Genomic DNA, 21,842 nt, shown 5'->3' on the forward strand with positions numbered 1-21,842 from the left:
ACCTCAAGTTGAGCACCTGTGGCCATGGTTAGAACTCTCCCTTGAGCCCGAGAACGTACTCGATGCCGTTGTCGCGATACTGAGTCGGCTGAACATAGGCCGGAGCGCCCGGCGAATACGTCATATTGCGATAGAGTGCGTTCGACAGATTCTGGCCCGAAAGGTGGACGGTGACCCGCTTGTTGATTCGATACTCCGCCGATCCTCCGACCAGGGTGCGCGGCGCTAGCGAGGTGAAGGTTCCAGCCGGCGTGGTCGCGTTGGCCGCCACAATCGCATTACGCGGTCCATTCGAACTCGTCGCGTTCACCTTGATCGCGAAACGCGGCCGGGCGTAGCTGATACCGTAGTTGGTGATACGCGTGGAATAGCCCGAAAAGCTGCTCGCGCCGGCACCGCCGATACTCAGGTCGGTCCGGTTCAGAAAGACGCCCAGTGAACGGGCCCAGCCGGGCAGCGCGGTCAGCGGTCGAAACGACTGCCGCCAGTTCCACTCGAGTCCCTGAATGACCGCCCTCGCAGGCGAGTTCGTCTGAGTGATGATCAAGTAGTCGTTGCTCAGAATGTCGTCCGGCAGGCCATATTGCTCGACGAGCGCAGGAGTGGCGGGCACCTGAACTGAGGTGAAGAACTTGCTCATCTCCTTGCGGAATCCGCTCACGGAGACGGTCGCTCCCTTGAATTCATAGGACTCCAGGGTCAGGTCGAAGTTGTCAGCCGTCCAGGGCTGGAGACCGGTGTTGACGACCGTCACGGTGCGGGGTGCGACCGCGGGATCGGAAATGGACGTGCCGGGGGTGATGAAGTTGAGATCTGGCCGGCCAATGGTTCCGGCGTAGGCCGCCCGCAGCACAAAGCTCTCGGCCAGGGTATAGCTGGCGTTCACACTCGGATAATAGCCGTGGTATTTCTTCTCACTGAACGCGGCGCGCTCCTTGAACTGGAGTTTCGCCAGGGCGACCGGATCGGTCGTGACGGGAACCGGGCGACCGTTGCTGCCCAGCACGACGTTTCCGGCCGCGTCCTTCACGTACGTGTTGCGGATATCGTTCAGCGGGCCGAAGCCCTCGTCCAGGGTCTGCTCGAAGCGCACTCCCGCCACGAGCCATAGCCGGTTGTTCAGTGCCTTCACGTCCGAGCGCACGTAGGCGGAGGAGATGGTTTCATCGATCCGTTTGGAGCTGTTGACCCTCCCGGTGTGAGCGGACGTCTCGTTCAGCTGAAACCAGTCCGCATGCTGCCGGTAAACATCGTAGACCTTGGCGGCACTGAGCCACTTGAGTTGCAACCCGCCATTGAAGGTGCGCCGGGCCGAGTATGCATCGGCGATGAAGTCGTTGCTGCCCACGAGCTGGCCGTTCACTCCGGGCGGACGGAAATTCCACGAGAGCGATTCCGTCCAGACGTCACGCTGAGTTCTCTCCACCGCCGTGCCGACCTTCAAGGTGACAGGCAGCCAGGCGGCGAACGTCCGAGCGGCGTTGGCCGAGGCACCCGCCACCGTATTGTTGAATGAACTCCGCGCGCTGGCCGCGGTGTTGAGCGTGTATTGACGGACGTCGTACGGATCGATCAGCGCGCCGGTGCGCGAACGAACCGAGAGCTGCGGCATCGTCATAGACGAAATCCCGTCGAGGCCCTGCGCCGAGACGACTACGTTGGAGAGCGTGGTCGCGACGGTGCCGAAGAATCCCCGGTCGACATCGCTGATCCGACGGTAGGTCCGGGAGAACGAGGCATTCCAGTCCAGCTGCCAGACATCGCCCGCATACGACTGCTTCACCCGGGCGTTGAGCATGCGGCGGAACTGGCTGAGATTCTGGCCCGCGTTGAGCCCGAGGCTGCCCACGCCGGTGGCCGCACCGGTGGTGACCGTTTCACCACCGGTGGCACCCGCCCCAAAGTTGTAGCTGAATATATTCTGGCGCGTGTACGCCTGCTGCCGGGTGAGATCGAAGCGCGCCTGGAGCGTGCTCCGGCCCTTCTTCCAGTCGGCGCCCAGCGCGACAATGTCCTTGGTGAAGATGTTGATCACCGAATTCAGCGAGCCCGCCGTCTGCACCAGCCGCACGCGATCCCAGGTCGGAGAGATATACTCGCGATCCTGATACCGGCCATTGTAGGCGACATTGAACGTGAACGCGAGTGACGGGTTCACCGGCAGGATATAACCCAGATCGAATCCCGGCTGCACGGGCCGACGCGTGGTGTTGGCATCGTTGCCGGCATAGTCTGAAAACAGCGGCGGGAGATTGTCGTGCGATCCTTTCGCCTGCACCGTGACAAAGCCATTGTAACGGAAAAGTGGAGTGCGGCGGATGAAGCCGCTCTTCGATATCAGGTTGATGGAGCCGCCCACGGCATTCGCCGGCAAATCGGGCGTCGGTACCTTCGTCACCTCGACGCGGTCGAGATTCACGACGCTGGTCCCGCTGAAATTATAGGCGCGGGACGCAGGATCATTGGACGCAGCCGCCGCGCCGTCGAACATCACCACGGTACCGCTTGAGCTCATGCCCCGCAGTCCAATGCCCTCGACCTCGCCCGTGGTGTTGTAGACATTACTGACCCCGGGCACGTAGGTCAGAAAATGTCCCGGATTGGTGATGCCCAGGTCACCGAACTCCTCGATCGAGACGACGTTCTTGATGTTGGGTGCGTTTCGCTGCTCGTTCAGCGCCGCACCCTGCGCAGTGAGTTCGCGGTCCTGCACGGTGAACGCGCCCAGCGTGACGATGCCCGACGCGTCCGGCGCGGCGTCCGCCAGCACCAGATCGAAATCGATTCGCGCGACACTGCCCGGCGACACGGCGGCACTCTTGGTCAGCGCGGCCAGTCCGGCATGGCTGACCGTGAGGTTGACCGTACCGGCCGGAACGCCAGCGATGCGATACGCTCCGCTTTCGTTGGTGAACGCCTCGAGCAGCGTATCCTTCACCACAACGCATGCATGATTCAGGTAGTTTCCGCTCGTGGCGTTCAGGACCCTGCCCTCGACGATGCCGGTGGGGGCGGTCTGGGCGGAAAGAGAAATCGCACTGGCCGTCAGCAGGAGCGCGCCTCGCAGCGCATTCCGGAGCAAGGGTGAGAATCGCGACGTTGAGCACATGGTGATGGGGAGAAAACCGGGCGGCGAAACCCAGCTTGGCGGTCGGGCCGGGCGACAACAGCGCTTTGGTCTGGGCTCATGATGGGACCAGCCGCGCCGCTGCTCTCGACCCGCGAAGCCCGCGCCCCCCAGCGGGTGACGCGCGGATTTTGGACAGAATCAACAGAATGAAACCAATGAATGCCCGGCCGGCGTGGTCCGAAAATTTTTGTCTATTCTGTTCATTCTGTCCAAGGCCCGGGAGTCACCGGCGGCCGAGGCAGCCCGTCACGCGCTTGGGCTAATTCCTCGGGGACGGATCAATTCCAGCCGTGACGCCCGCGGCGCACCCCGCATGTTCAGGTTCGATGTTCTCCAGCTCGCCGCGATATCTGACCCTCGTGCAGCAAGTGGCCCGTCGCCTGGAGGAGGACATCCGCCGCGGCGTCTTGCGAGAGAGCCTGCCCGGTGAACGTGAACTCGTGGCGAAGTTGCAGGTCAGCCGTCGGACCATCCGCGCCGCGGTCAGGATCCTCGGGGAGAAGCATCTCGTCTGCACGTCACGCGGGGTGACGAGTCGAATCATCGGCCGACCTCGCGTCCGCCCGAGCCGTTTACCGGAGCGAACGATTGGAATGCTGCTGCCTCTACCGGTGGGCGAAATCCAACCGTACAGCAGCGTGGTCGATAATCTGCGCGCGCTGCTTTATCCGAACGGATTCCGCCTCGATACGTACTACCACAAGCACTACTATTCGCGGCATCCCGCGGCGGCGCTCAAACGCCTCGTCGGTCGTTACGCGTGCGATGCCTGGATTCTCGGCTCCGCCAACAAGGCCTGCCAGACTTGGTTTCTTGAGCAGGGCCTGCCCACGGTTCTGCAGGGAACGGCGCATGACGGAATTCTTCTCCCCTTCGTGGATATCGATATGCTCGCGACCGCACGGCATGCCGCCAACACGCTGCTTCGCCACGGCCATCGGCGAATTGCACTGCTCATCAATGATTCGGACTGGGCCGGGCACCGCAAAACCGAGCAGGGTTTTCTTGAGGCAGTCGGCCACTTCGGCCAGGACGCGTCCGGCCAGGTGCTAAGGCATCGAGGCGAGGTCAAGGCGTTGGAGCAATTGATCGCGCGCCTCCTGTCGGTGCGCCTGCCGCCCACGGCCCTGTTCGTCGTCAACCCGCTGCACTACCTATCGGTCGCGGCCATCCTCGCCGAAAAGGGCCTGCACGTTCCCCGGGACATCTCGCTCCTTTGTCGCGATGACGACGTGTGCTTGCGCTACCTTCCGGTGGAACCGAGCCGTTATGTGTGCGACTCGCAGGCGCGGGCAAAACAGCTCTTCTCCGCGTTGATGCGCACCATGCGATCGGTGCCGGCCCAGCGGTATGTGAAGTCGACACTGATGCTGCCCACCTTCGTCAAGGGAGCGTCCATCGCCCGACCCGAGACGACGTGAAGCCGGCCTTGGTGTAACGGTACGCCGAAATCGCGCACGACATCGCCCACCAGCGGACAAGACCACACGCTCAGCGCCGCGGCGCGGTGAGCATCGCGATGAGGTAGTCCTGCGTTGTGGCGTGTTTCACGTCCGGCGCGCCGGGGTAAACCAGTTCGCAGGGGACGCCATGGTCCCGAAGGTGCTCTTGGAGCTTCACACCGAAATTTGACGTGTGTGTCGGATCCTTCTGCGGCTCGCCGAGGCCCGGCGCCACGGTGTAGAAAAGGTACACCGGCGGATCGTCCCGCGTTACGAGCGCGTAGGGCGAATACTCCGCGATCCACGGCAGGATCGTGCCGCGCTGCGCAAGGAACTGGTCGAACTTCCCGAGGCCAAACGCATGGCCGCCGTAGGTGCTGTTGGGCGTCCAGTCCTTCATCTGCTGCGGGTCGAGCGTGGTCTGGGCGCCGTTGACGGCGGCGCACAGCAGGCGCGTGGACTCGCGGGCGATCGGATCGCTGCTCGCGGGGTCGGCGAGGTCCGGGTGGAACGCGAGCCAGAGCGAGGTGCAGGCGCCGGCGGAGCCGCCGCTGGCGGCAACGCGGGTCTTGTCGATGTTCCATTCCGCCGCATGGCTGCGGATGAACTGAAGGGCGCGTGCGGCATCGTGCAGCGGACCTTTCACCGGCGGCGAAACCTTGTCGGCCGTGGCCTCGGCGATGAAACGATATTCAACCGATGCCACCGAGATCCCGCGCTTCAGCATTTCCGGCAGCATCGCACTGAGGCCGCTCAGCCGGCCGCCCGCATTCCAACCGCCGCCGTGAATGAAGAGCAGCAGCGGTGTCGGCTGGGCGGATTCGGCTTTCCAGAAATGGATCAGCTGCTTCGGGTGCGGGCCGTAGGCGACATCGTAGAGCGTGGGATTCGGCAGCGGCGGCGTGGCGAGTTCGCGTTTGGCTTCGTCGGCTGGAATGTCGCGCACGTAGATGGCGCGCCAGCGGATCTCGCCGCCGTGCGTCTGCAGCATGAACGGCCCCCGCGCGGGGAACGGCTTTCCCTTTTCAAAGTAATTCACCATCGGCGCGCCCTCGACGACGAGCCGGGTGTTGAACGTCACCCACACGCGCGCGCCAATCTGGCGAATGCGGAGCGTGTTCCACTGACCAAACGGTTTGTCGGCCGCCATGATCGGATCGCGGCCGAGGGTGTTGGGCGTGTTGTTGAACAATCCACCGGAGCCGAGGTGCGGACGGCGGTCGGGCTTCTTCGGATCGAAAACCTGGTTCCGGTCCCAGATCTGCACCTGCGGCTGCCCACGGAGATAAATGCCGCTGTCCGCTTTCGCGACGGTCTTGTACTCGATCAGCATCTCGTAATCGCCAAACTCCTCGTCGGTGGTCGCGTACGGACCCGTCCCGGGATTGACGAGTTCGCCCTGCTCGACCCGCCAGTGCTGCGAAAACTCGGCGCGCATTTCGGCGAGTTTCGCGTCGCGCTTCTCGCCGGTCAGTTTGACGACGGAGTGCGGATTGAGCCCGTGCCAGCCGGTGAGATCCTTGCCGTTGAAGAGAGCGCGAAATCCCTCCGGAGGTTTCGGCTCGGCGCCGCGAACAACGAGCAGCGGAGCGATGAAAAACAGGGCGACGACGGCGAAGGAGAAAACGCGGGACTTCATACGAGGTAAAAGGGGCGGACCGCCGAAGAATTACAGCCCCGGCGAAAGGCGCAACGCGGAATCCCCCATTCGGTAGATTCTGTCCTCTGCCCCGAACCATCCCGACGTGCATCCGAATGTGTGCTTGAGACAGAATCAACAGAATGGACCGAATGGCGGCGGGGAGAAGTGCAGGCGTCCTATTTCGGATTGCGGACTTCAGATTGCGGATTGCGGACTGGCCGAGGCGAAATCGAGTCACCGCAATCGCAACCTTCGATCTCACGAAGGACAATTTCGCGACGACCAAACCGGACTACAGCGCCGGCGTATCCGCAGCGGGCATACCACAGGTCCTGGCGGACAGGGGGTTTAATGGCCTGCTCCCTGAACAGGTGCTGCACAGCAGGCAAGGGAGGCAACGGAGCGGTCGCTCGCCGTTCGTGCTGTTCGTCACCGCTCAAGCCCGATTTTGCAGAACGCGACGTAGTCGATCCAAAGATTTGGCTCGATTCGCCGGGAACTGCGAACGCACGCTTACCTGCCACGCACCGGCCGCACCGTCAGCGGCGCCCCGGCTGCAGCAGCAAACGACCATGGCCTGCACGATCGATCATCTCCGCCCCGATCACGCCGTACGCGTGATCTGCGACTTCACCGACGCCCGCGGCAAGCTGCACCGCGCCGGTGAGACAGGCATCATCCGTCAGATGGGTTTGGATACGACGGAACGGGAGATATGGATCGACTGGGAGCAAACCGGTGCGAGCTCTCGGCTCCACTTTTCTCTCGGCAGCACCAGCGGACCGAGGAACGGTCACATGCGCGAGTATTTTGAACTCGGAGGGAACGAACCCTCCGCCGAGCCCCCGCCGTCACCGCCTCCGCCCCCTCCCCCGCCGAAATCCGCACGGGCGCACGCTGCCCGGGAGCCGCTGCCGGCGGAAACCCGCCTGGGAGAAGTGGCCGTCGCCTGCGACTGCGATCCGGCCCTCCACCGCGCGGTGTTGATCGAATACGCCGGCGTCAATGCGTGCATGCGTTGCGGCACGGTCACGTGCAGTCGCGTCATCGGTGACGACGGCCGCCACACGGGCAATGCGTGGCATGCCTACGTTTCGGTGGCCGTGCCACCCACCGTTCTCGACTGGCTCGCGCCCTGGCCCCGGGTGGCTGCACGTCCCCACCTTTCAACCCGCTGGCCGACGATCGCAGGGCTGGAGCGGCGCGACCTCATCTATCTTCCAGCAGACGCGCGCTGCGAAACTGCGGAGGCACTCGCCGCGCTGGAGGCCGATTGCCGCGCGCGACGGCAGCGGCCTGGTTTTCCGAAAGCAGAACCGCCTGATGATCTCCCCCGGCAGATGGCTGGATTTGCCCAGTTCTGGGCCGCGCTCCAGCTCACGCCGCAAAGCGATCTGGCGCAGGTGATGGCATTGGCCCAGCTGCAAAGCGCAGGGAGCGCAATCGCGGTCGAGCACTTGCTCCACCGCGCCGATGCCTTCGACGTCATGGTCACCGCTCTGAGCAGCCCGGACCCCACATGGCAAAGCGCCGGGATTGCCATGGCCTGGGAGAGCCGCCCCGTCGATCCGCGGCTGGCAGACGTGCTCATCGATATCATGAGCCGGCTCCCGCTCGCAGCCCGGCCCGACGGGTCGGGCCGCATCACGCAGTACGGCCGCTTCGAGGACCTGTTCGTCGTGATTGCCGAGCTGAAGCTCGCCACGCCGGAAATGATCGCAGCGCTGAAGAACCTGCAGCGCCGTCTGGTCCGGCTGGATGTCGATCTGGTGAGTGCCATCACCTCCGTCTTGCGCGAACTGCACGGCGAACCTCCGACGCAGCCCCGAGGCCCCTGGCTGCCCTGAGGTTGACGCCCACGTTCCAATCGGAACAAGGCATCGGGCCGAACTCAGCCCGGCGCGAGTCGGTTGGCCTGGCTCCACCGAATGCGGCCCGCCAGCAGATCGCCTTTGTTCGCATTGCGCGGCCGCCACTCGCCCACGGTCACCCACGATTCATCGGGGCTGACATGCGTGGTGTGGAAATTTCCCATTTCGTAGATCCCGCTCTCCGGCCGTCCGGGCTCGCGCACGACGTCGCCCACCAAGGGGAAGACCACGCGTTCGGTGGACCGCTCCAGTTGCAGGGTCCGCGGATTCACCTGCGCCATGAACAACGGCGCGCGCCAGCGAAACACATGCGCGTTCGATTTGTCCTTCCGCGTGTACACGAGAAAGAGCCCGGCCGAATGCGCCAGCCAGTGCTGCTGCGTCGACGCCGTGATCAGCGGCTCGCCATCGTCCCAGGTCCACGCCCGCTTCGGCTCCCAGCGCAGGCCATCGCGACTCGTCGTGACATAGGCCCGCTCGTCCTCGGCGCGGAGCGTCATGAAAATCCGTCCGTCGAATTGAACCAGGGACGGTTCGAGCAATCCCCGACCCTGCTCGTGCGTGAGCGGCTCGCCGCACGCCTTCACCGCCAGCGTTTCCCCATCGAACGAACACCGCACGCCCATCACGGCGTGCCGGTCGCCCTTGTTCGCGCAAAAGGAAAAGGTCAGCAGGATGTCACCGTCGGGGAGCGTGAGGCGCTGGCTGCAACCGTTCGAATAGATATAGGCACCGCGCGGATCATCCCACACCAGTTTCCGGCGCGGACTCCACTGGCCGTTGCGCCACACACTATAAACGGGACAGCGCGGCGGCTGCTCCTTGTGAAACCGCGGGCCGTTGTAGAACACGTTGTGACCGAGCGCGAGGACCGAGCGTGTGGGCGGATGATACTCGGGCACGACGTCGCAGACACCCTCCACGCTGCCCGGCGCGAGGACGATGCGACCGAGGGCCGGAACGGGGAGCGGTTCGGTCCAGGTGCGCCCCAAATCGCGCGACTCCATCCAATGGACGGGACCAAAGAAATCCGAGCCGCGGATATCCTGGAGCGTCATGAACACCACGGGGCCGTCGCGCCCCGGCAGGCAGCAGGCGCGCGGATGAAACCACGCGGCCGCCTCGTCGGGCCCACCGCGTAATGTCGTCTTCTCGATTGCCGCCACCAGGGGCGACGTCGGCCCTGCCGCGGCGAACGCCGACCGGTGGCCCACGGCGCAACTGGCGAAAGCCAGCGACGCCCGTTGGATGAATTCACGCCGTCCCATGCCAGTGCCGTTCATGGCCGGAGGATTTAAAATGTTCCCGGCCGTTTGCCAGCGCATCCGGCACCCCGCGCGACTTTGCCTTCTCGGCCCGTCGATGGACGCAACGGATCAGTCACTCCGCCTTCTTGCGTTTTTTCCGCCCCGGTTCGTCCCCGTCGTCGTCGCCGCCGCCCCCGCCCGTCGCCGGTTTCATCAAGGTGGCATTCCAGGCGTCCCACCGGGCCTGCAGCTCCTTCGCCTTGTCCGGCATGGTGGCGAAGAGGTTCTTCGTTTCGCCGAGGTCGCGGGCGAGATCGTACAGTTTGACCTCGCTCGCCGGCTGCTTCTTTCCGGAACGCGTCTCCACATTCATATCGTAGCGGACCAGTTTGTAGTCGCCGACGCGGATCGCCATTTGATCGCCGAAGCGCCAGTAGAGCACGTCGTGGGGCGCGCCGGTTTTCGCCCCGGTGAGGAACGGCATGAGATCGACGCCGTCGAGCTTCCACTCCGGTTTCACCTCGACGCCCGCCGCGGCCAGCGCCGTCACGTTGAGATCGAGTTGGATCGCAGGAAGCTCAAATACGCCGGGTTTGATCCTCCCCGCCCACGAGATGATGTACGGCACGCGAATCCCGCCCTCCAGGGTGGTGCGCTTCGAGCCGCGCAACGGGAGATTAATGGAACCGTTGACGGTGACGCCGGGCATGTTCGGACCGCCATTGTCGCTGATGAAATACACGAGCGTGTTCTGTTCCTGTCCGGAAGCGGCGAGTGCTTTTCTCACCCGACCGATGTTTTCGTCCATGGCAGCCATCATCGCCGCGTAGGTGCGCCGTCTCTCGTCCGCAATGTGGGAGAATTTTTTCAGCCGCTCGTCGGTCGCGTGCATCGGCGTGTGCACGGCGTTGAACGCCAGATAAAGAAACCACGGTGCCCCCGTCCGGTGCCGCTCGATGAAGGAGACCGCCTCGCGGCCAAAGGCGTCCGTCGTGTAGTCGAGTTCCTCCAGTTGTTTCGTGCCCCGCAGCATGCCGGTGCGATCGAAATAACTGTGCGCGCCACCGAGGAAGCCGAAGAATTCGTCGAAGCCGCGCTGCTGCGGATGCATCGCGTCCTTCGCGCCCAGATGCCATTTTCCGACCAGCGCCGTGGCGTAGCCGGCCGTCTTCAGACGATTCGCGATGGTCACTTCCGTCAGCGGCAAACCACCGCCTTCGCCACCCCCGTTGAACTCATGGCCGAAGCGCTGCTGGTAGCGACCCGTGAGCAGCCCGGCGCGCGTCGGCGAGCAGTACGGACCGGACACGTAGCCGTTGGTGAAGCGCACGCCCGATGCCGCCAGCGCATCGAGGTGGGGCGTCGGAATGTCTTTGCAGCCGTGGAAACCGACATCGGCATAGCCCATATCGTCGCCGACGATGAGGAGGATGTTGGGGCGGCCGGATGGCGGTGTCGCCGCGCCGGCCGTGCACGTCGCGGTTACGCAAGCGCCGCAGGCCAGCAGGGCAAAGAAAAGCATCGAGGGAGTTTTCATGAGTGGATGGGTGCTGCGAGACAGGGCGCGATTCCGATGCGACCGAGGGCGGTCGCGGTCCCGGGGCACACTGTCCCGTTAGAACTCATACCAATCGCTCCTTGCTTTTGGACTTCTGGATCGATCGTGGCTACGAGCGCCAGCGAGTGGCCACGGCTAAAGTCCAAAGGCAAAGGGCGATTGGTATTACTTCTTCTTCCTTTTCTTTTTCTTCGGTCGCTGCGGGCCCGGCTTGTTCCGGGTGGAACCGACCTTGCGGCGTCGGGACATGTCAGGGAAGTCGTCGATGATGATCTCGGGATCCTCTTGCTTGGGCGGACCGCCATCGCCGAGGTCGACTTCCACTGAGTAGGGATAGCTCGTCGAAGCGGGAGTAGCGGCCGAAATATATCCTCCGAATGTCCCGCCCGCGCCGCCCGTGACTTCGAAAATCGGGTTCCCGAAACCGTCGATTAGCGGGGTTTCATTTTTAAAGGTCACCTTCCAAGACCCATCGTCGCACCGCCATCTCATCTGGTCGCGATGTTTCACCTTCGCGCGTTTCGCGCCATTTGGATTCCGCGGGGTTATCTTGTAAGCGAACTTATCTGTGGCGGGGACATACCAGAATTCAATTCTGTGCTGCATGGGGTGTGACTATTTTGAGGTGACTGGGGTTGATGCTGACAGGAGAGAGGTGAAGCGCGCATCCGCACGCAAATTTTTCAAATCCGGATCCTGCAGGATGTCCGTGCGCGAGTAACCGCCTTTGATCGCGCGTGCGATTGCGTCCAAGGCGCGCTCCCGGTCCCCCGCACATTCATAGACAATGCCGGCACTGAACGTTACCGGGACGTTCGCCGGCCCCAGCGCGCGGGCCTGCTCAATGGCCTCCAGCGCCCGGCGGCCGTCTCCGCTGAACACATGATAGCGCGCGAGGCTCGCATGCGTTGCGGGATCCTTGGGATTCACCCGCAGCGCCTCCTCGGCGAGGCGAATGGCGCGGGCATACGTTTCCCGCGCCTCTGCGGCCCGGTTCGGAACGTAACGCAGGGCATCGCCGAGATTACCCACGAGCAAATAATCCCGCGGACTCAGTCCGCCAGCCCGCTCGAACAGGCCGGCGGCATCAGCGTAACGTCCCTGCTGGAACCGCAGCGTGCCCAGGTTCGAATAGGCGGACGCGGTCGGCCTCAGCGCGATTGATTTCTCGAGAACGGTCGCGGCCTCTTCGGGCCGTCCCATCATCACGTAGAGCCCGCCCAGGTTTCGATAGACCTGCGAGTTTTCAGGCGTGAGTCGGGCGACAAGGAGAAACTGTTTTTCCGCGTCGGCCATCCGGCCCAGGCGCCAGTAAAACACCGCCAGCTCGGTCAGTAGCTGCGGATTCTCCGGGCTGCGCAGGAGTGCCCGCTTGAAGGCCGCCTCGGCCTCGGCGGATCGGTTGAGTCGATCAAACGCACGCGCGAGGGCGCGAATGGCCTCGACGCTGGCCGGATCGAGTTGCAACGCCGTCTCCGCCTCGGCTGCCGCCTGCTCATACTCGCCGGTGCCGTTGAGCAGCGTGGCCAGGGTGACGTGTGGCGTGGCCAGCCGGGCACCGTACTGCAGCGCCGCCCGGCAACTCCGCTGCGCCTGTTCCAGCCACTGCCGATTCTTGGTGACGGTGTATTTCAGCCAGAACGCCTCGCCGAGTGCGGCGTGGGCGAGCGCATAGCGGGGGTCGGCGATCAGCGCCTGCTGCAGGCGGACGATCGCGCCATCGATCGCGTCGGGGCCGTCGCGCCGCGTGAGTTCCCCGCGTCCCTCCACGTACAAATCGTAGGCGGAGGCGACGCTGGTCTGCCCCTCCCCCAGCGCCTTTTTCATCTGGTCGGAAAGGTCGAGCCCGAGCCACTCGGCCACCTGCGTGGCCACGCGATCCTGCAGCCGGTAGAGCTCCGTGGTTGGATGGTCGAAGGCCCCGCCGCGGATGATCCGCAGCGAACTCACATCCACCAGGTTCACGGTCACCCGCACCATTGTATCCACGCGCTGGACACTGCCCGTGAGCGCGACGGTCGCCCCAAACGCCGCACCGGCCCGGCGGGGCGACGCAATCCCTTCCTTGCGCAGCTCCGACGTGGGAACCACCAGCAGGGTGCGCTGGAACTGCTCGAGCTGGGTGAGCTGGGCGGTGATCGTCTCGGTCAGGCCGTCGCAGAACACCTGGTTGCCTGGTGCGTCGCCGATGGAATTGAACGGCAGAATCGCGAGCTGTTTCGTGCGCGGCGCGGCGGGTTTGCCCCAGTACGCGCTCAACGCCGCGATCCCGACCACCACAACCGCGACGCCAATCCACCACCGCGGTCGCCGTGACGCCACCGCTGCCGCGATCGGTTGCTCGCGCGGAGGCAACGGGTGGAGCGACGCTGACTCTCGGGAGACGTGGGTCCGCGCTTCGAGCAGTCGGCGGACGCGCTCGACACCGGCCGCCGGCACGTTGCCGCCCGGTAGTCGCATCCATTGCACGCGCAGGAACTCCTCCGCCACGATGGCATCGCACTCGAGGGTGTCGTCGATGGCCACCGGCAGCAGGAAGGGTCGCCCGGGAGCCATGTCGAGGAGACGCTGCGCGGCGAGATTCCACTCCCGGCGAAAATAGCCTTCGCTCCGCGCCTGCGTGTTGCTGGAAATGATGGGGACGAAGAGCGCGCACTCGCGGATCTGCCGCTTGATTTTTGCATCCCACTCGTCACCGCCGGTCAGTTCATTCCGGTCGAACCACACCTCGAGCCCCGCCGCTCGCAGCGAGTCGGATATCCGGCGCGCCGCTTCGACGTCCTGCGAAGCGTAACTGAGAAAAATCGCGCCTGACTGCGTCGGCGACGGGGTAATCATGCGGCTCGAGTCCGCAGCGTCGATGAACTCCCCCGGCACGGCAAGGGCGATGTGGACGGAGAACTGCCGCTTCCACCGGATATGCCTTCTTGGAAAGTCCTAGCGCGCGGCTGCCGTGGGTCCGGCCGGCTGGTCCACGAGCAGGCGTGACTGAACTTCCAGCGCGCCCTTGTAGAACGGCGGAAACAGAATCAGGAGCGCCCGTTCGTTGCGGCCCAGCGTGGTCGTCGCAGCGTACGCTTGATACGTGCGCCCCTTGAACACGGTGCTCAGCGCAATCTTCGCCGAACGCCCAACCGGTAGCGTGGGATTGAGGCCGGCCTGCAGCGTGACCTTTTCCGCATTCACGGTCCCGCTCAGGGCGAGGCCGCTCAAATTGATGATCGCCAGCCCGCCGGGACCGTGACGCGCCGCGCCATCGTCGAGCACCGCAATCTGGTAACGCATGCCGCCCGCCGCCGCCGGCTCGATCGGTGAAAACAACAGCAAGGGATCGCGCAGGCCGGGCGGAATCGTCGCCTCGGCCACCACCGCGCCCGTCGTCGCATCGACGAAACGCAACGGCATCGCGCCGCGAAACTCGTAGCGCGGCGAACGCGCGGTCGGGTAAAACTGCACTTTCTGCGGCGCCGCCTTCGCCCGCGGCGCAAACGCCACGTCCTTGATCGGCTGCGCCGCAAATACGGTGAAACGCACGGCTTGCCCTGCCGTCGGAGTTTGAGCGTGCAGCGAAACCGAAAGGATCCACACCGCGACGACCACACCCAGGCACGCGCGCAACATCGCGTCGACCGCGACCGGCCGTGACAGCCGGCGCCGTTTCGCGCTCAAATATCCGAGCGCGTGAGCCATCGGAACGAAACGATTTTGAATCTGCGCCCGAGCTGGGCGTTCAGCTGACTCGCCGCGGTTGGGACGCTGGCCGGATCGGCAGGATCACTCGGCGTCCCGAACGTGGCGGGATCGGTCTCGGGCGGAGTATTGGCGGGATCCGCAAAGTACTCGGGCACCCGCTGCACGAGCGCCTCACACCACGCCCGTCCCTCTGTCGCACTCGTGGCCGGATTGACCGCCTCGCCGTAGGCACGGATGAGGAACGTGTCGGAGCGGGCAAACAACACGGGCGCCAGGGCGGTCATGATGTCAGCCTGCGTGAGGTACTGGGAGCTGAACTCAATCCCCTCGTTCACCGCCTCGTCAGCGATCGCGGCTTCCAGCAGACTGCGCGGCGCGCCGGCGTTGCCGTTGCCATCCACGCCAGCGTAGAGGATCGACGGCGAAAGAAACTCCTGCACCGACCGAAAAGGTCCGCCGGCTTCGCCTTCAGCGCCGATCTTCGCTGCCACCAACGCGGCGATCCGGGTCGCCAGACTCGCCACGCGTTGGGCCTCGAGGGTGCGCATGCCCTGACGAAAGAGCCGCGTCTTCGTGACCGAATCGTCCGTGTCCGACTCGGGCTTGTAGGTTTCCTGCGCTGACTGGGAAAAGCGGAAGAACTGCGCGTCGGACGATGTGACCGAGGCGGTCGCGCCATCCCCAGCGGTGCCCGTCGCCGGATCCAGATCCAGGTAGGTGAAGGCCTGCGGCGCGGGAAATCTCACGCCGCGCAACACGGCACGCCAGGCGGCCGCGTTGGTGGAATTCAGATTGAAGGCGCCGCCCTGCAGAAAGAACTTCGACGAGCGACCGCCCGGCAGACTGGCCACCGTGGTCGCACCGGTCGTCGGGGTTTCGTCCGTGATGGAATCATCGTCGACGGGATCGCCCGTTTCCGCCGGCGGCGTCACGCCTGCAACCGTACCACGCAGATCGTCGACCGTGGGCTTCGAGCCGTCGGGATTCCGCAGCGTCCGCAGCAGCGGATTCGGCAGCAACAGATCTCCATTTGTCATGGCCTCGGGTAGAACATCCTTGGTCGCACCCGAGAAGTAGAAGCGGTCGAAGAGTTCACCGAGTGCGATGCCGTTGAGCGTGGCATCCACGCCCCACGGATTGCCGATCATGAAGGGTCGTGAGCCAATGATCCGGAAATGCTGCAATGCACCCATCGAGAGAATTGGGCCACGGGGCAATTCGAAGACCGGCACATCCTGGTCGAACGACCACGCATTCTCCGCCCGATCGAGGAGTAAATCCGGATTACTGATCGTGCTGTAGCTCCCGCTATACAGAGCGGGATCGTCGCCTTCCGGACCAACTACGAAATGATCGCCCGAGAGCTGCCGCATCCGAAAATCGCGTTGGGGCGTCGTGAGCCAAGCGCCGGGAGTCGCCGGCGTATGCACGCTCTCCTGAAGACGGAACACATAACTGAACTGATGGCCGAACTTGTTGATCGCTTCCGGAGCGGTTTCGAAGTCGGGCTTGAACGCCGGGGAACGAAAATCCCCGAGCTGAACCCGCGTCCCATCGGCCCGCAGGAGATAAAGTCTGATCCGAAGCTGGCCGCCGCTGGTGCCCACGAGGTGACAGGGATCGTCGCCATCCACCGCCGTGCCGGGGAGTGCGCGAACCACGCCTGCGCCGCCATCGTTCAACGTCCGCGAATAGAAATCGCTGTCGAAGCCCGTCGCCGGAACTGCGGCGGCGGCATCGAGATTTTCCTTCGAGCGCCACGTGTAGACGCGCCCCGGCAGCCACGATTGGCGATCTTCCATCGGACTGGTGGCCGTGCCGCCGGTGCTGTTCCAAGGTAGATTAACGCGGAATGGCAAACCGAAGGCCGACTGCGTCGACACGGACGCCACCCGGCCGGCTCGGTTCATATCGTCGTTGATGACCTCCACCGTCGGCAGTCCGGTAATGTCGATCTGCAAGTTCTCTGGCACCAGCGCGCTCGAATAAGGATTCCAAAGCGACGCCATCCAGCGCGCCCGCACCTGCAGCGGTTGCACGCCGGACGACGGGTTGCCCGCCGGCGTCGGCTGGGTGCGCACGTTGAACGAGAGCAGGAAATACGTGAGAATGGGCGCCACTTGGTGCGAGCCGCCGGTGTTTCCGGTGCGATTCTGCGCAGTCATCAGGTACCGACGTCGAACCGGGTCCGCCCCATATTCCGGCAGGATGGTGGGAGCGGCTGGACTCGCCGTCGATGTCCCCTCGCCGTTGGTCACGGTCCCGGCGGCCGCCGGCTTCTCCATGTAGGTCGGGTAGTCGGCCCACGCGGTGAATGGCGTCCCGAGCAACTCCGGCATCAAGGACAAATCCTGTTTCAACCCACCGAGCTTGGTGTTGGCGATGACCGCGAAGTTGTTCGGCGACCACGCGTGAAAGTTGGTCCGTCCCGTGGCGAGACCGAGCGTGGCGTTGGTCGGGCTGCGCAGGAACGCCAGCTGACCGGGCGTCGCAATCTTCTGCTCCGCCATGAGCGAGGCGTTGTTGGCATCGCGCGGCTCCGCTTGGGGATTGCCGGAGGCGTCCGCGGCTCCAGCGCCGATCGCCAGCTGCTGCCGAATGCGGGAACGGAGTTCATTCGACGTGAACGGCTCGTACGTCACGCCCTCACTACCATCGCCCACGGCGACGGGGGCCTTGATGCCCTGATCGCCCACCCACCACGCATATTTGCCGACGAGCACGCTGCCCGTCTGGCCTGGCACGCCGGGGACGGTGATGTTTTGCAACGGCACCATCACATTTTGGGCCGCCGCCGAACCATCGGTATTGGTCGCGACCACCATCACCTGATTTGCGGCGGGAGTCGTAGCCTGGGTCACGTCCTGGGCTGCACCCGTCTCGACGCCGCTGACCAGCCACACCGGTTGGTTGAACTCCGTCGCCGTGGTGTTCCACACCCCCGTGTAGTATCGTTTCTGCGGATGCACGCTCGGCACGCCCGCGGCCGCCGCCGTCACGCGCGTATCGGCACCCGCGTTGGCCTGCAGCTGCCCGAGCGCGACGTTGAGCGCGAGCAGCGCGTTCTCCCGCGCCTGGCTCTGTCGCTGGGTGTTGCCGGCCACGGCCGTCTCGATGCGCGTGTAGGTCGCGAGGCCGACGAGCAACAGCACGATGAACGCCAGCAGCGTGATCACCAGGAGCAGCGCGAAGCCGCGGGGCGCGGCGGGTTTTCCGCGGCCCGCAGACCGAACGACTGGAGGAAGGTTCGTCATGCGGAAATCATAGGGTGCGGGAATTGATCACGATCCGGCGCGTGAACACCCGCGAGTTGGCGAGCACGATATCCCACCAGGCCTGCTGCGCGGTGCGGCCGGTCGGGGCGGTGACACGCTGCGGCGAGGCCTCGTAGCCCGCCAGGATGCGCGCGCCTTCGTCGGTGAGAACGCGAATGACGACGTCGGCCACCTCGGGAAACGGAGCAGCGGCGGCCGGAACCGAAGCCGGAGACTTGGCCTCATAGGCCAACGTGGCGTTGGTCGTGGGAAACACCTGGCGCAGGCCGCTCGCGAGCGACGTGTCGCGCACGTAAAGCCGCACGCCGAAATCGACGACATTCTCGGCAATCACACTGTTGATGGTCGGGTATCGCACCTCGGCGGCCGAGCCAACCGTCGCGGTGTTGCGTCCCGGCGCGTAGGGGGAATTCGTTGCCGGAAAGTCGAAGCCGGCGGTCAGCGTGTTCGCCGGTGTCACCTCGCTTCGATGCAGCAGGTAGCGCCGATCCGTGCTGCGCGCCTCGTTGCCCGAGGTGGCCCGCCGCACAATCTGGTACGAGACCGCCACCGGGGCCGAGGCGGTCGCCAAGCTGGCATTCGAGCCGCGCTTGGTGGTGAAGAAGCGGAGCCACGTGCCGGCGACGCCAAAACGCGCGTCTGCCAGCGCGCCGATGGCAATGCCCTGCAGCGAGCCACCAGCGTTGTTCGGCTTGATGGCCGAGGCGGTCGTGCCCGTCGTATTCCAGAGGCCGGTGTTGTTCGTGTTGGCCAGCACATTGGCGGCGAGCCAGGTCTTGCCGTCGTCGTGATAGAGCGCGGACTGCAGATCCAAGGTGAGCTGTTCGATGATGAACCGCCCCTGCCCCTCGGCGGACGCGGTGCCGGAGGTGCGGGACCAGAATCCGGACACATTGCTCACCACGATCACGATGAATCCGGCGACCACGACGGTGATGGTGGTGGCGACCAACACCTCGACCAGGGTGAAGCCGCGCGCCCCGAAAAACGAGCGCGCCCGGCGTCGGAGCGGTGGTGGACGCAATGTCATCGGGTGATTGATCCCGCGAAGAACAGCACCTGTTTCTTGCTGTGGTCGAAGCGGACGGTGGCGTTGGGATTGCTGCCCACCTGCACCGCAGTCGTGGCCGTGTCGGCAAAAAACGCCGGCCACCGCACGCGCGCGGAGTAGGCAATCATCGGCGCACTCGCGTCGGGAACTGTCGTCGCGGTGGTGCCGTCCGTTGCGGTCGTGGTGCTCGACTTCGGTGAAATGGCTTCGTTGCGAATCAGCGCCACTTCGAAGAATTTCTCGCCATCCCAGTTGCGGCGCGTGGTCGGATTCAACCAGATCGCATCGCCATAGACGCCGACTTTCGAACCGTCGCGATTCGCAAAGAGCAGCTGCGGATCGCGCGTGAGATCATAATCGATCCGGGCATCGAGGTCGGTGATGTCATGGCCCCGGCTGTTCGACGCCTTGAGGAGGGCCAGCACGTCCGCGTAAGGCATGGACTGGAGGCGGGTCCGAACGGCCTCGGCCACGCGGGCGGCGGCTTCGGCGTCGGAGGACGCCGCGACGGAACGCGCGACGGGCGCGAACAGTCCGACAACCGACACCATGCCGATGGCGAAGATGGCCACGGCCACCACCACCTCAATCAGGCTGAAGCCGGACGAAGATGAAGCGGTTCGGACGGACTGACAGGTTCGGCGCATGATCAAAAGCTGTTGGCGTCGTTCGCAAATGTGACCCCGCCCGACGGACGAATGAGCAGTCCACGCACGGCGCCCGCGTTGTTGAACTGCGGTACGTTGTTCGAAAGGACGGCCGTCGCCACCAGCAGACGCGCGTACGCCTGTGTGCCCATCTGCTGGATGGAGCCATCCGCATTGAACTGGAGAAAGTAGGCGGTGCTGTTGCCAAAGGGGGTGCCCGCGGCCTGGCCGGGATTGAAGGGATTGCCGAGCGTGGAAAGCAGCGGGGGATTCGTGGGCCAGGTCACCCCGGCCGCGAGCAGACCGGCGGTCGAGGTGGGCACGACATAGATTCCACGCGGCAGGACGACCGCCGCACCGACGGGCACCCAGGTATTCGAACCCTGTGGCTCCGCCCGAAAGACTTGGAGCAGGCGCAGGAATTTCTCCGCGTCGCCGGCGGGCGGGCGCGTCGCATAGACCATCAACCGGGTTTCGGTCTGCCCCACCGCCGCCTGGGCCCGGGCCGTGCTGACCAACGCAGCCAGAGTCGTCTGTCCCGTGGCGAGGGAATTGCCGCCGGTGTCGGTCAGGGCACGTCCGAGACCGACCGCAACCAGCGCGATGATGCCGATGACGACCATCAGCTCGATCAGGGTGAACGCCGAACGAAAGGAAGGGAGCCGTATCATCGCCAGCTCATGATCAGATCATTTTCGGTCGTGGCGCCCGGCGGCGCACAATAAAACAACACGCCGGCGTGAGTGCCACCGACGGTGCCGGTGGTGACGACCGTCGTGGGACGGATCGTGGTGGTGCCGCCGGCGACGGTCACCGGCGGAAAACCACCCTGCGAGTCGCGCCCGTTGATCACACCGTCGAGATTGGAATCCGTGACCACGGCGATCGAGACATTGTAGAATGCGTCGCGGATGAAGTTGAGCTGGGCGTTCGTATTGCGGCCCGCGGTTACGTCGGCCGCGGTGACAAAGTCCGAATCGCTGAACGACATGAACCGAATCCGGCGGGTGTTCTGACCAATGGCGGGAGTCGGGTTGCCGGTGGTTGCACCCGCGAGTGCTGAACCATCGCGTCGAACGCCCACGAGGATGTCGTGAAACAGGTGGTTGCCCGAGGCCTGGGTTGTCGCTCCCTGGTTGACCAGCTTCTGCGCGGCGTTCGTGAACAGCTGCGGGTACGAGCCGTACTCCTGCCGAAACTGCTCGAACGCGGCGGACCACTGCGAAAACTGGGCGCGGGTCTTGGCGCGATTGGCGGCGTTGCGCGCGCCGCCCACGGTGGGAACCAGGATGGCGGCGAGAATGCCGATAACCGCGATCACCGTCAGCAGTTCGATCAGCGTGAAGCCCGCGCTCCATCCTGGTCGGCGGGCCTTCGCGGGGTAACGTTCAAGGGGTCGCATAGATATTGTCAGCATTGGTTCCGGTGGTCTGGGTCGTGCCGGTAAACAAACCCGTCGCAACCGCCGGCGCGGTATGTTGCCCGTCCGGACCGACGGAATACAGCACATAGGCCGGAGCGCGCCAGGTGTTCACCGGCGGACGCCCGGGCGTCGGAGCCGGCTTGTAATAATACATGTACCGGTTGCCCCACGGATCGAGGAGACAGTTGGCGACCACCTGCTTGATCGGCGGACTGCCTTGCGGTACCGCGAAAGTCGCGGTCGTCGCGGTCGTCAGCGGAATCTCAAGCACGAACTTCGACACTTCGATCAGCGTCGGGCCGTTGATCCGGGTGGCAAAACTCGTCGGCCCATAAACCCCAATCAGCGCATTGAGCAGCAGCGCCTGCGCCTGAGCCGTCCCGATCGCTCCGCCCACAATCGGCGTCGCCTGCGCGGCGTTCCCAGTCTGGGGGTAGTCGCCATAGTGACGCTTGTAGTTTTCCAACGCCTGCGTGAGCGCCGCGATCTCGGCGCGAGCCCGCGCGATGGCCGCGCGTTGCTTGACACCCCGAATTGCTCCCACGGACAGCGTGAAAAGAATGGCAATGACCGCGATGACCGTCAGCAACTCGAGCAGCGTAAAACCCGCTCCGCCCGATTGACGGCGGACGCGCGGGAGGTGGCAACTGCAGCGGACATGCGCGGGCAGCATAGTCGACAGGACGCGAGTGATGCGGGAACGTTACAGGGGCAGCAACGGGAAAAAGGCCGGTGCGCATACCCAAAACGAAAAGCGCACCGCCGGTGGGGCGATGCGCTTGGTTTGGAGGGAAACCGCACCCTCTTTATACCAATCGCTGCTTGCTTTTGGACTTCTGGCTCGCTCGTAGCCACGACTAAAG

The 21,842-nt window shown here is 64.6% G+C and carries 15 protein-coding genes; 2 read left to right on the top strand and 13 right to left on the bottom strand.

Annotated elements, in window-relative coordinates:
* Nucleotides 1-28: 28 nt before the first annotated feature.
* Nucleotides 29-3,109: a TonB-dependent receptor domain-containing protein gene (locus ACLJEU_RS13690; RefSeq protein WP_414664374.1), complete on the bottom strand. Its 3,081-nt coding sequence runs from the start codon at nucleotides 3,107-3,109 to the stop codon at nucleotides 29-31.
* A gap of 347 nt (nucleotides 3,110-3,456) precedes the next feature.
* Here ACLJEU_RS13690 and ACLJEU_RS13695 point away from each other — a divergent pair, with 347 nt between their 5' ends.
* Nucleotides 3,457-4,551, top strand: coding sequence for a substrate-binding domain-containing protein (locus ACLJEU_RS13695; RefSeq protein ID WP_414664375.1), 1,095 nt, complete (start codon nucleotides 3,457-3,459; stop codon nucleotides 4,549-4,551).
* Between the two features lie 70 nt (nucleotides 4,552-4,621).
* Here the strand turns inward: ACLJEU_RS13695 and ACLJEU_RS13700 are convergent, their stop codons facing one another.
* The gene (locus tag ACLJEU_RS13700) at nucleotides 4,622-6,211 is read right to left on the bottom strand and encodes a family 16 glycoside hydrolase (RefSeq protein ID WP_414664376.1); all 1,590 of its coding nucleotides are present in this window, start codon (nucleotides 6,209-6,211) and stop codon (nucleotides 4,622-4,624) included.
* A gap of 575 nt (nucleotides 6,212-6,786) precedes the next feature.
* Here ACLJEU_RS13700 and ACLJEU_RS13705 point away from each other — a divergent pair.
* Nucleotides 6,787-8,061, top strand: coding sequence for a hypothetical protein (locus ACLJEU_RS13705; RefSeq protein WP_414664377.1), 1,275 nt, complete (start codon nucleotides 6,787-6,789; stop codon nucleotides 8,059-8,061).
* Nucleotides 8,062-8,105: 44 nt separating this feature from the next.
* Here the strand turns inward: ACLJEU_RS13705 and ACLJEU_RS13710 are convergent, their stop codons facing one another.
* From ACLJEU_RS13710 to ACLJEU_RS13760, 11 genes are all read right to left on the bottom strand, one after another.
* Nucleotides 8,106-9,368: a sialidase family protein gene (locus ACLJEU_RS13710; protein ID WP_414664378.1), complete on the bottom strand. Its 1,263-nt coding sequence runs from the start codon at nucleotides 9,366-9,368 to the stop codon at nucleotides 8,106-8,108.
* A 97-nt stretch (nucleotides 9,369-9,465) separates the two neighbouring features.
* Nucleotides 9,466-10,869 (bottom strand): sulfatase-like hydrolase/transferase, encoded by a 1,404-nt coding sequence (locus ACLJEU_RS13715; RefSeq protein WP_414664379.1) that lies wholly within the window; start codon nucleotides 10,867-10,869, stop codon nucleotides 9,466-9,468.
* A gap of 186 nt (nucleotides 10,870-11,055) precedes the next feature.
* Nucleotides 11,056-11,496 carry a hypothetical protein gene (locus tag ACLJEU_RS13720; RefSeq protein ID WP_414664380.1) on the bottom strand — a complete coding sequence of 147 codons (441 nt, stop codon included), beginning with the start codon at nucleotides 11,494-11,496 and terminating at the stop codon, nucleotides 11,056-11,058.
* A 9-nt stretch (nucleotides 11,497-11,505) separates the two neighbouring features.
* Nucleotides 11,506-13,728, bottom strand: coding sequence for a tetratricopeptide repeat protein (locus ACLJEU_RS13725; RefSeq protein WP_414664381.1), 2,223 nt, complete (start codon nucleotides 13,726-13,728; stop codon nucleotides 11,506-11,508).
* A 99-nt stretch (nucleotides 13,729-13,827) separates the two neighbouring features.
* Nucleotides 13,828-14,580: a hypothetical protein gene (locus ACLJEU_RS13730; RefSeq protein ID WP_414664382.1), complete on the bottom strand. Its 753-nt coding sequence runs from the start codon at nucleotides 14,578-14,580 to the stop codon at nucleotides 13,828-13,830.
* Nucleotides 14,556-17,837, bottom strand: coding sequence for a hypothetical protein (locus ACLJEU_RS13735; RefSeq protein ID WP_414664383.1), 3,282 nt, complete (start codon nucleotides 17,835-17,837; stop codon nucleotides 14,556-14,558). Before ACLJEU_RS13735 ends, ACLJEU_RS13730 begins: the two co-directional genes overlap by 25 nt.
* A gap of 7 nt (nucleotides 17,838-17,844) precedes the next feature.
* Nucleotides 17,845-18,888, bottom strand: coding sequence for a PilW family protein (locus tag ACLJEU_RS13740; protein WP_414664384.1), 1,044 nt, complete (start codon nucleotides 18,886-18,888; stop codon nucleotides 17,845-17,847).
* Nucleotides 18,885-19,556, bottom strand: a complete 672-nt coding sequence (locus tag ACLJEU_RS13745) for a type IV pilus modification PilV family protein (RefSeq protein ID WP_414664385.1) — start codon at nucleotides 19,554-19,556, stop codon at nucleotides 18,885-18,887. Before ACLJEU_RS13745 ends, ACLJEU_RS13740 begins: the two co-directional genes overlap by 4 nt.
* A gap of 2 nt (nucleotides 19,557-19,558) precedes the next feature.
* Complete coding sequence (locus ACLJEU_RS13750) at nucleotides 19,559-20,227, bottom strand: Tfp pilus assembly protein FimT/FimU (RefSeq protein WP_414664386.1); 669 nt, start codon at nucleotides 20,225-20,227, stop codon at nucleotides 19,559-19,561.
* Nucleotides 20,224-20,958 carry a type II secretion system protein gene (locus ACLJEU_RS13755; RefSeq protein ID WP_414664387.1) on the bottom strand — a complete coding sequence of 245 codons (735 nt, stop codon included), beginning with the start codon at nucleotides 20,956-20,958 and terminating at the stop codon, nucleotides 20,224-20,226. The genes ACLJEU_RS13750 and ACLJEU_RS13755 overlap by 4 nt, the downstream gene beginning before the upstream one ends.
* On the bottom strand, nucleotides 20,945-21,652 hold the full coding sequence (locus ACLJEU_RS13760) for a prepilin-type N-terminal cleavage/methylation domain-containing protein (RefSeq protein ID WP_414664388.1): 708 nt from the start codon (nucleotides 21,650-21,652) through the stop codon (nucleotides 20,945-20,947). Before ACLJEU_RS13760 ends, ACLJEU_RS13755 begins: the two co-directional genes overlap by 14 nt.
* Between the last annotated feature and the right edge of the window lie 190 nt (nucleotides 21,653-21,842).

This window comes from Terrisphaera buseokensis (genome assembly GCF_047521145.2).
Taxonomy (GTDB): Bacteria; Verrucomicrobiota; Verrucomicrobiia; order Opitutales; family Opitutaceae; genus ER46.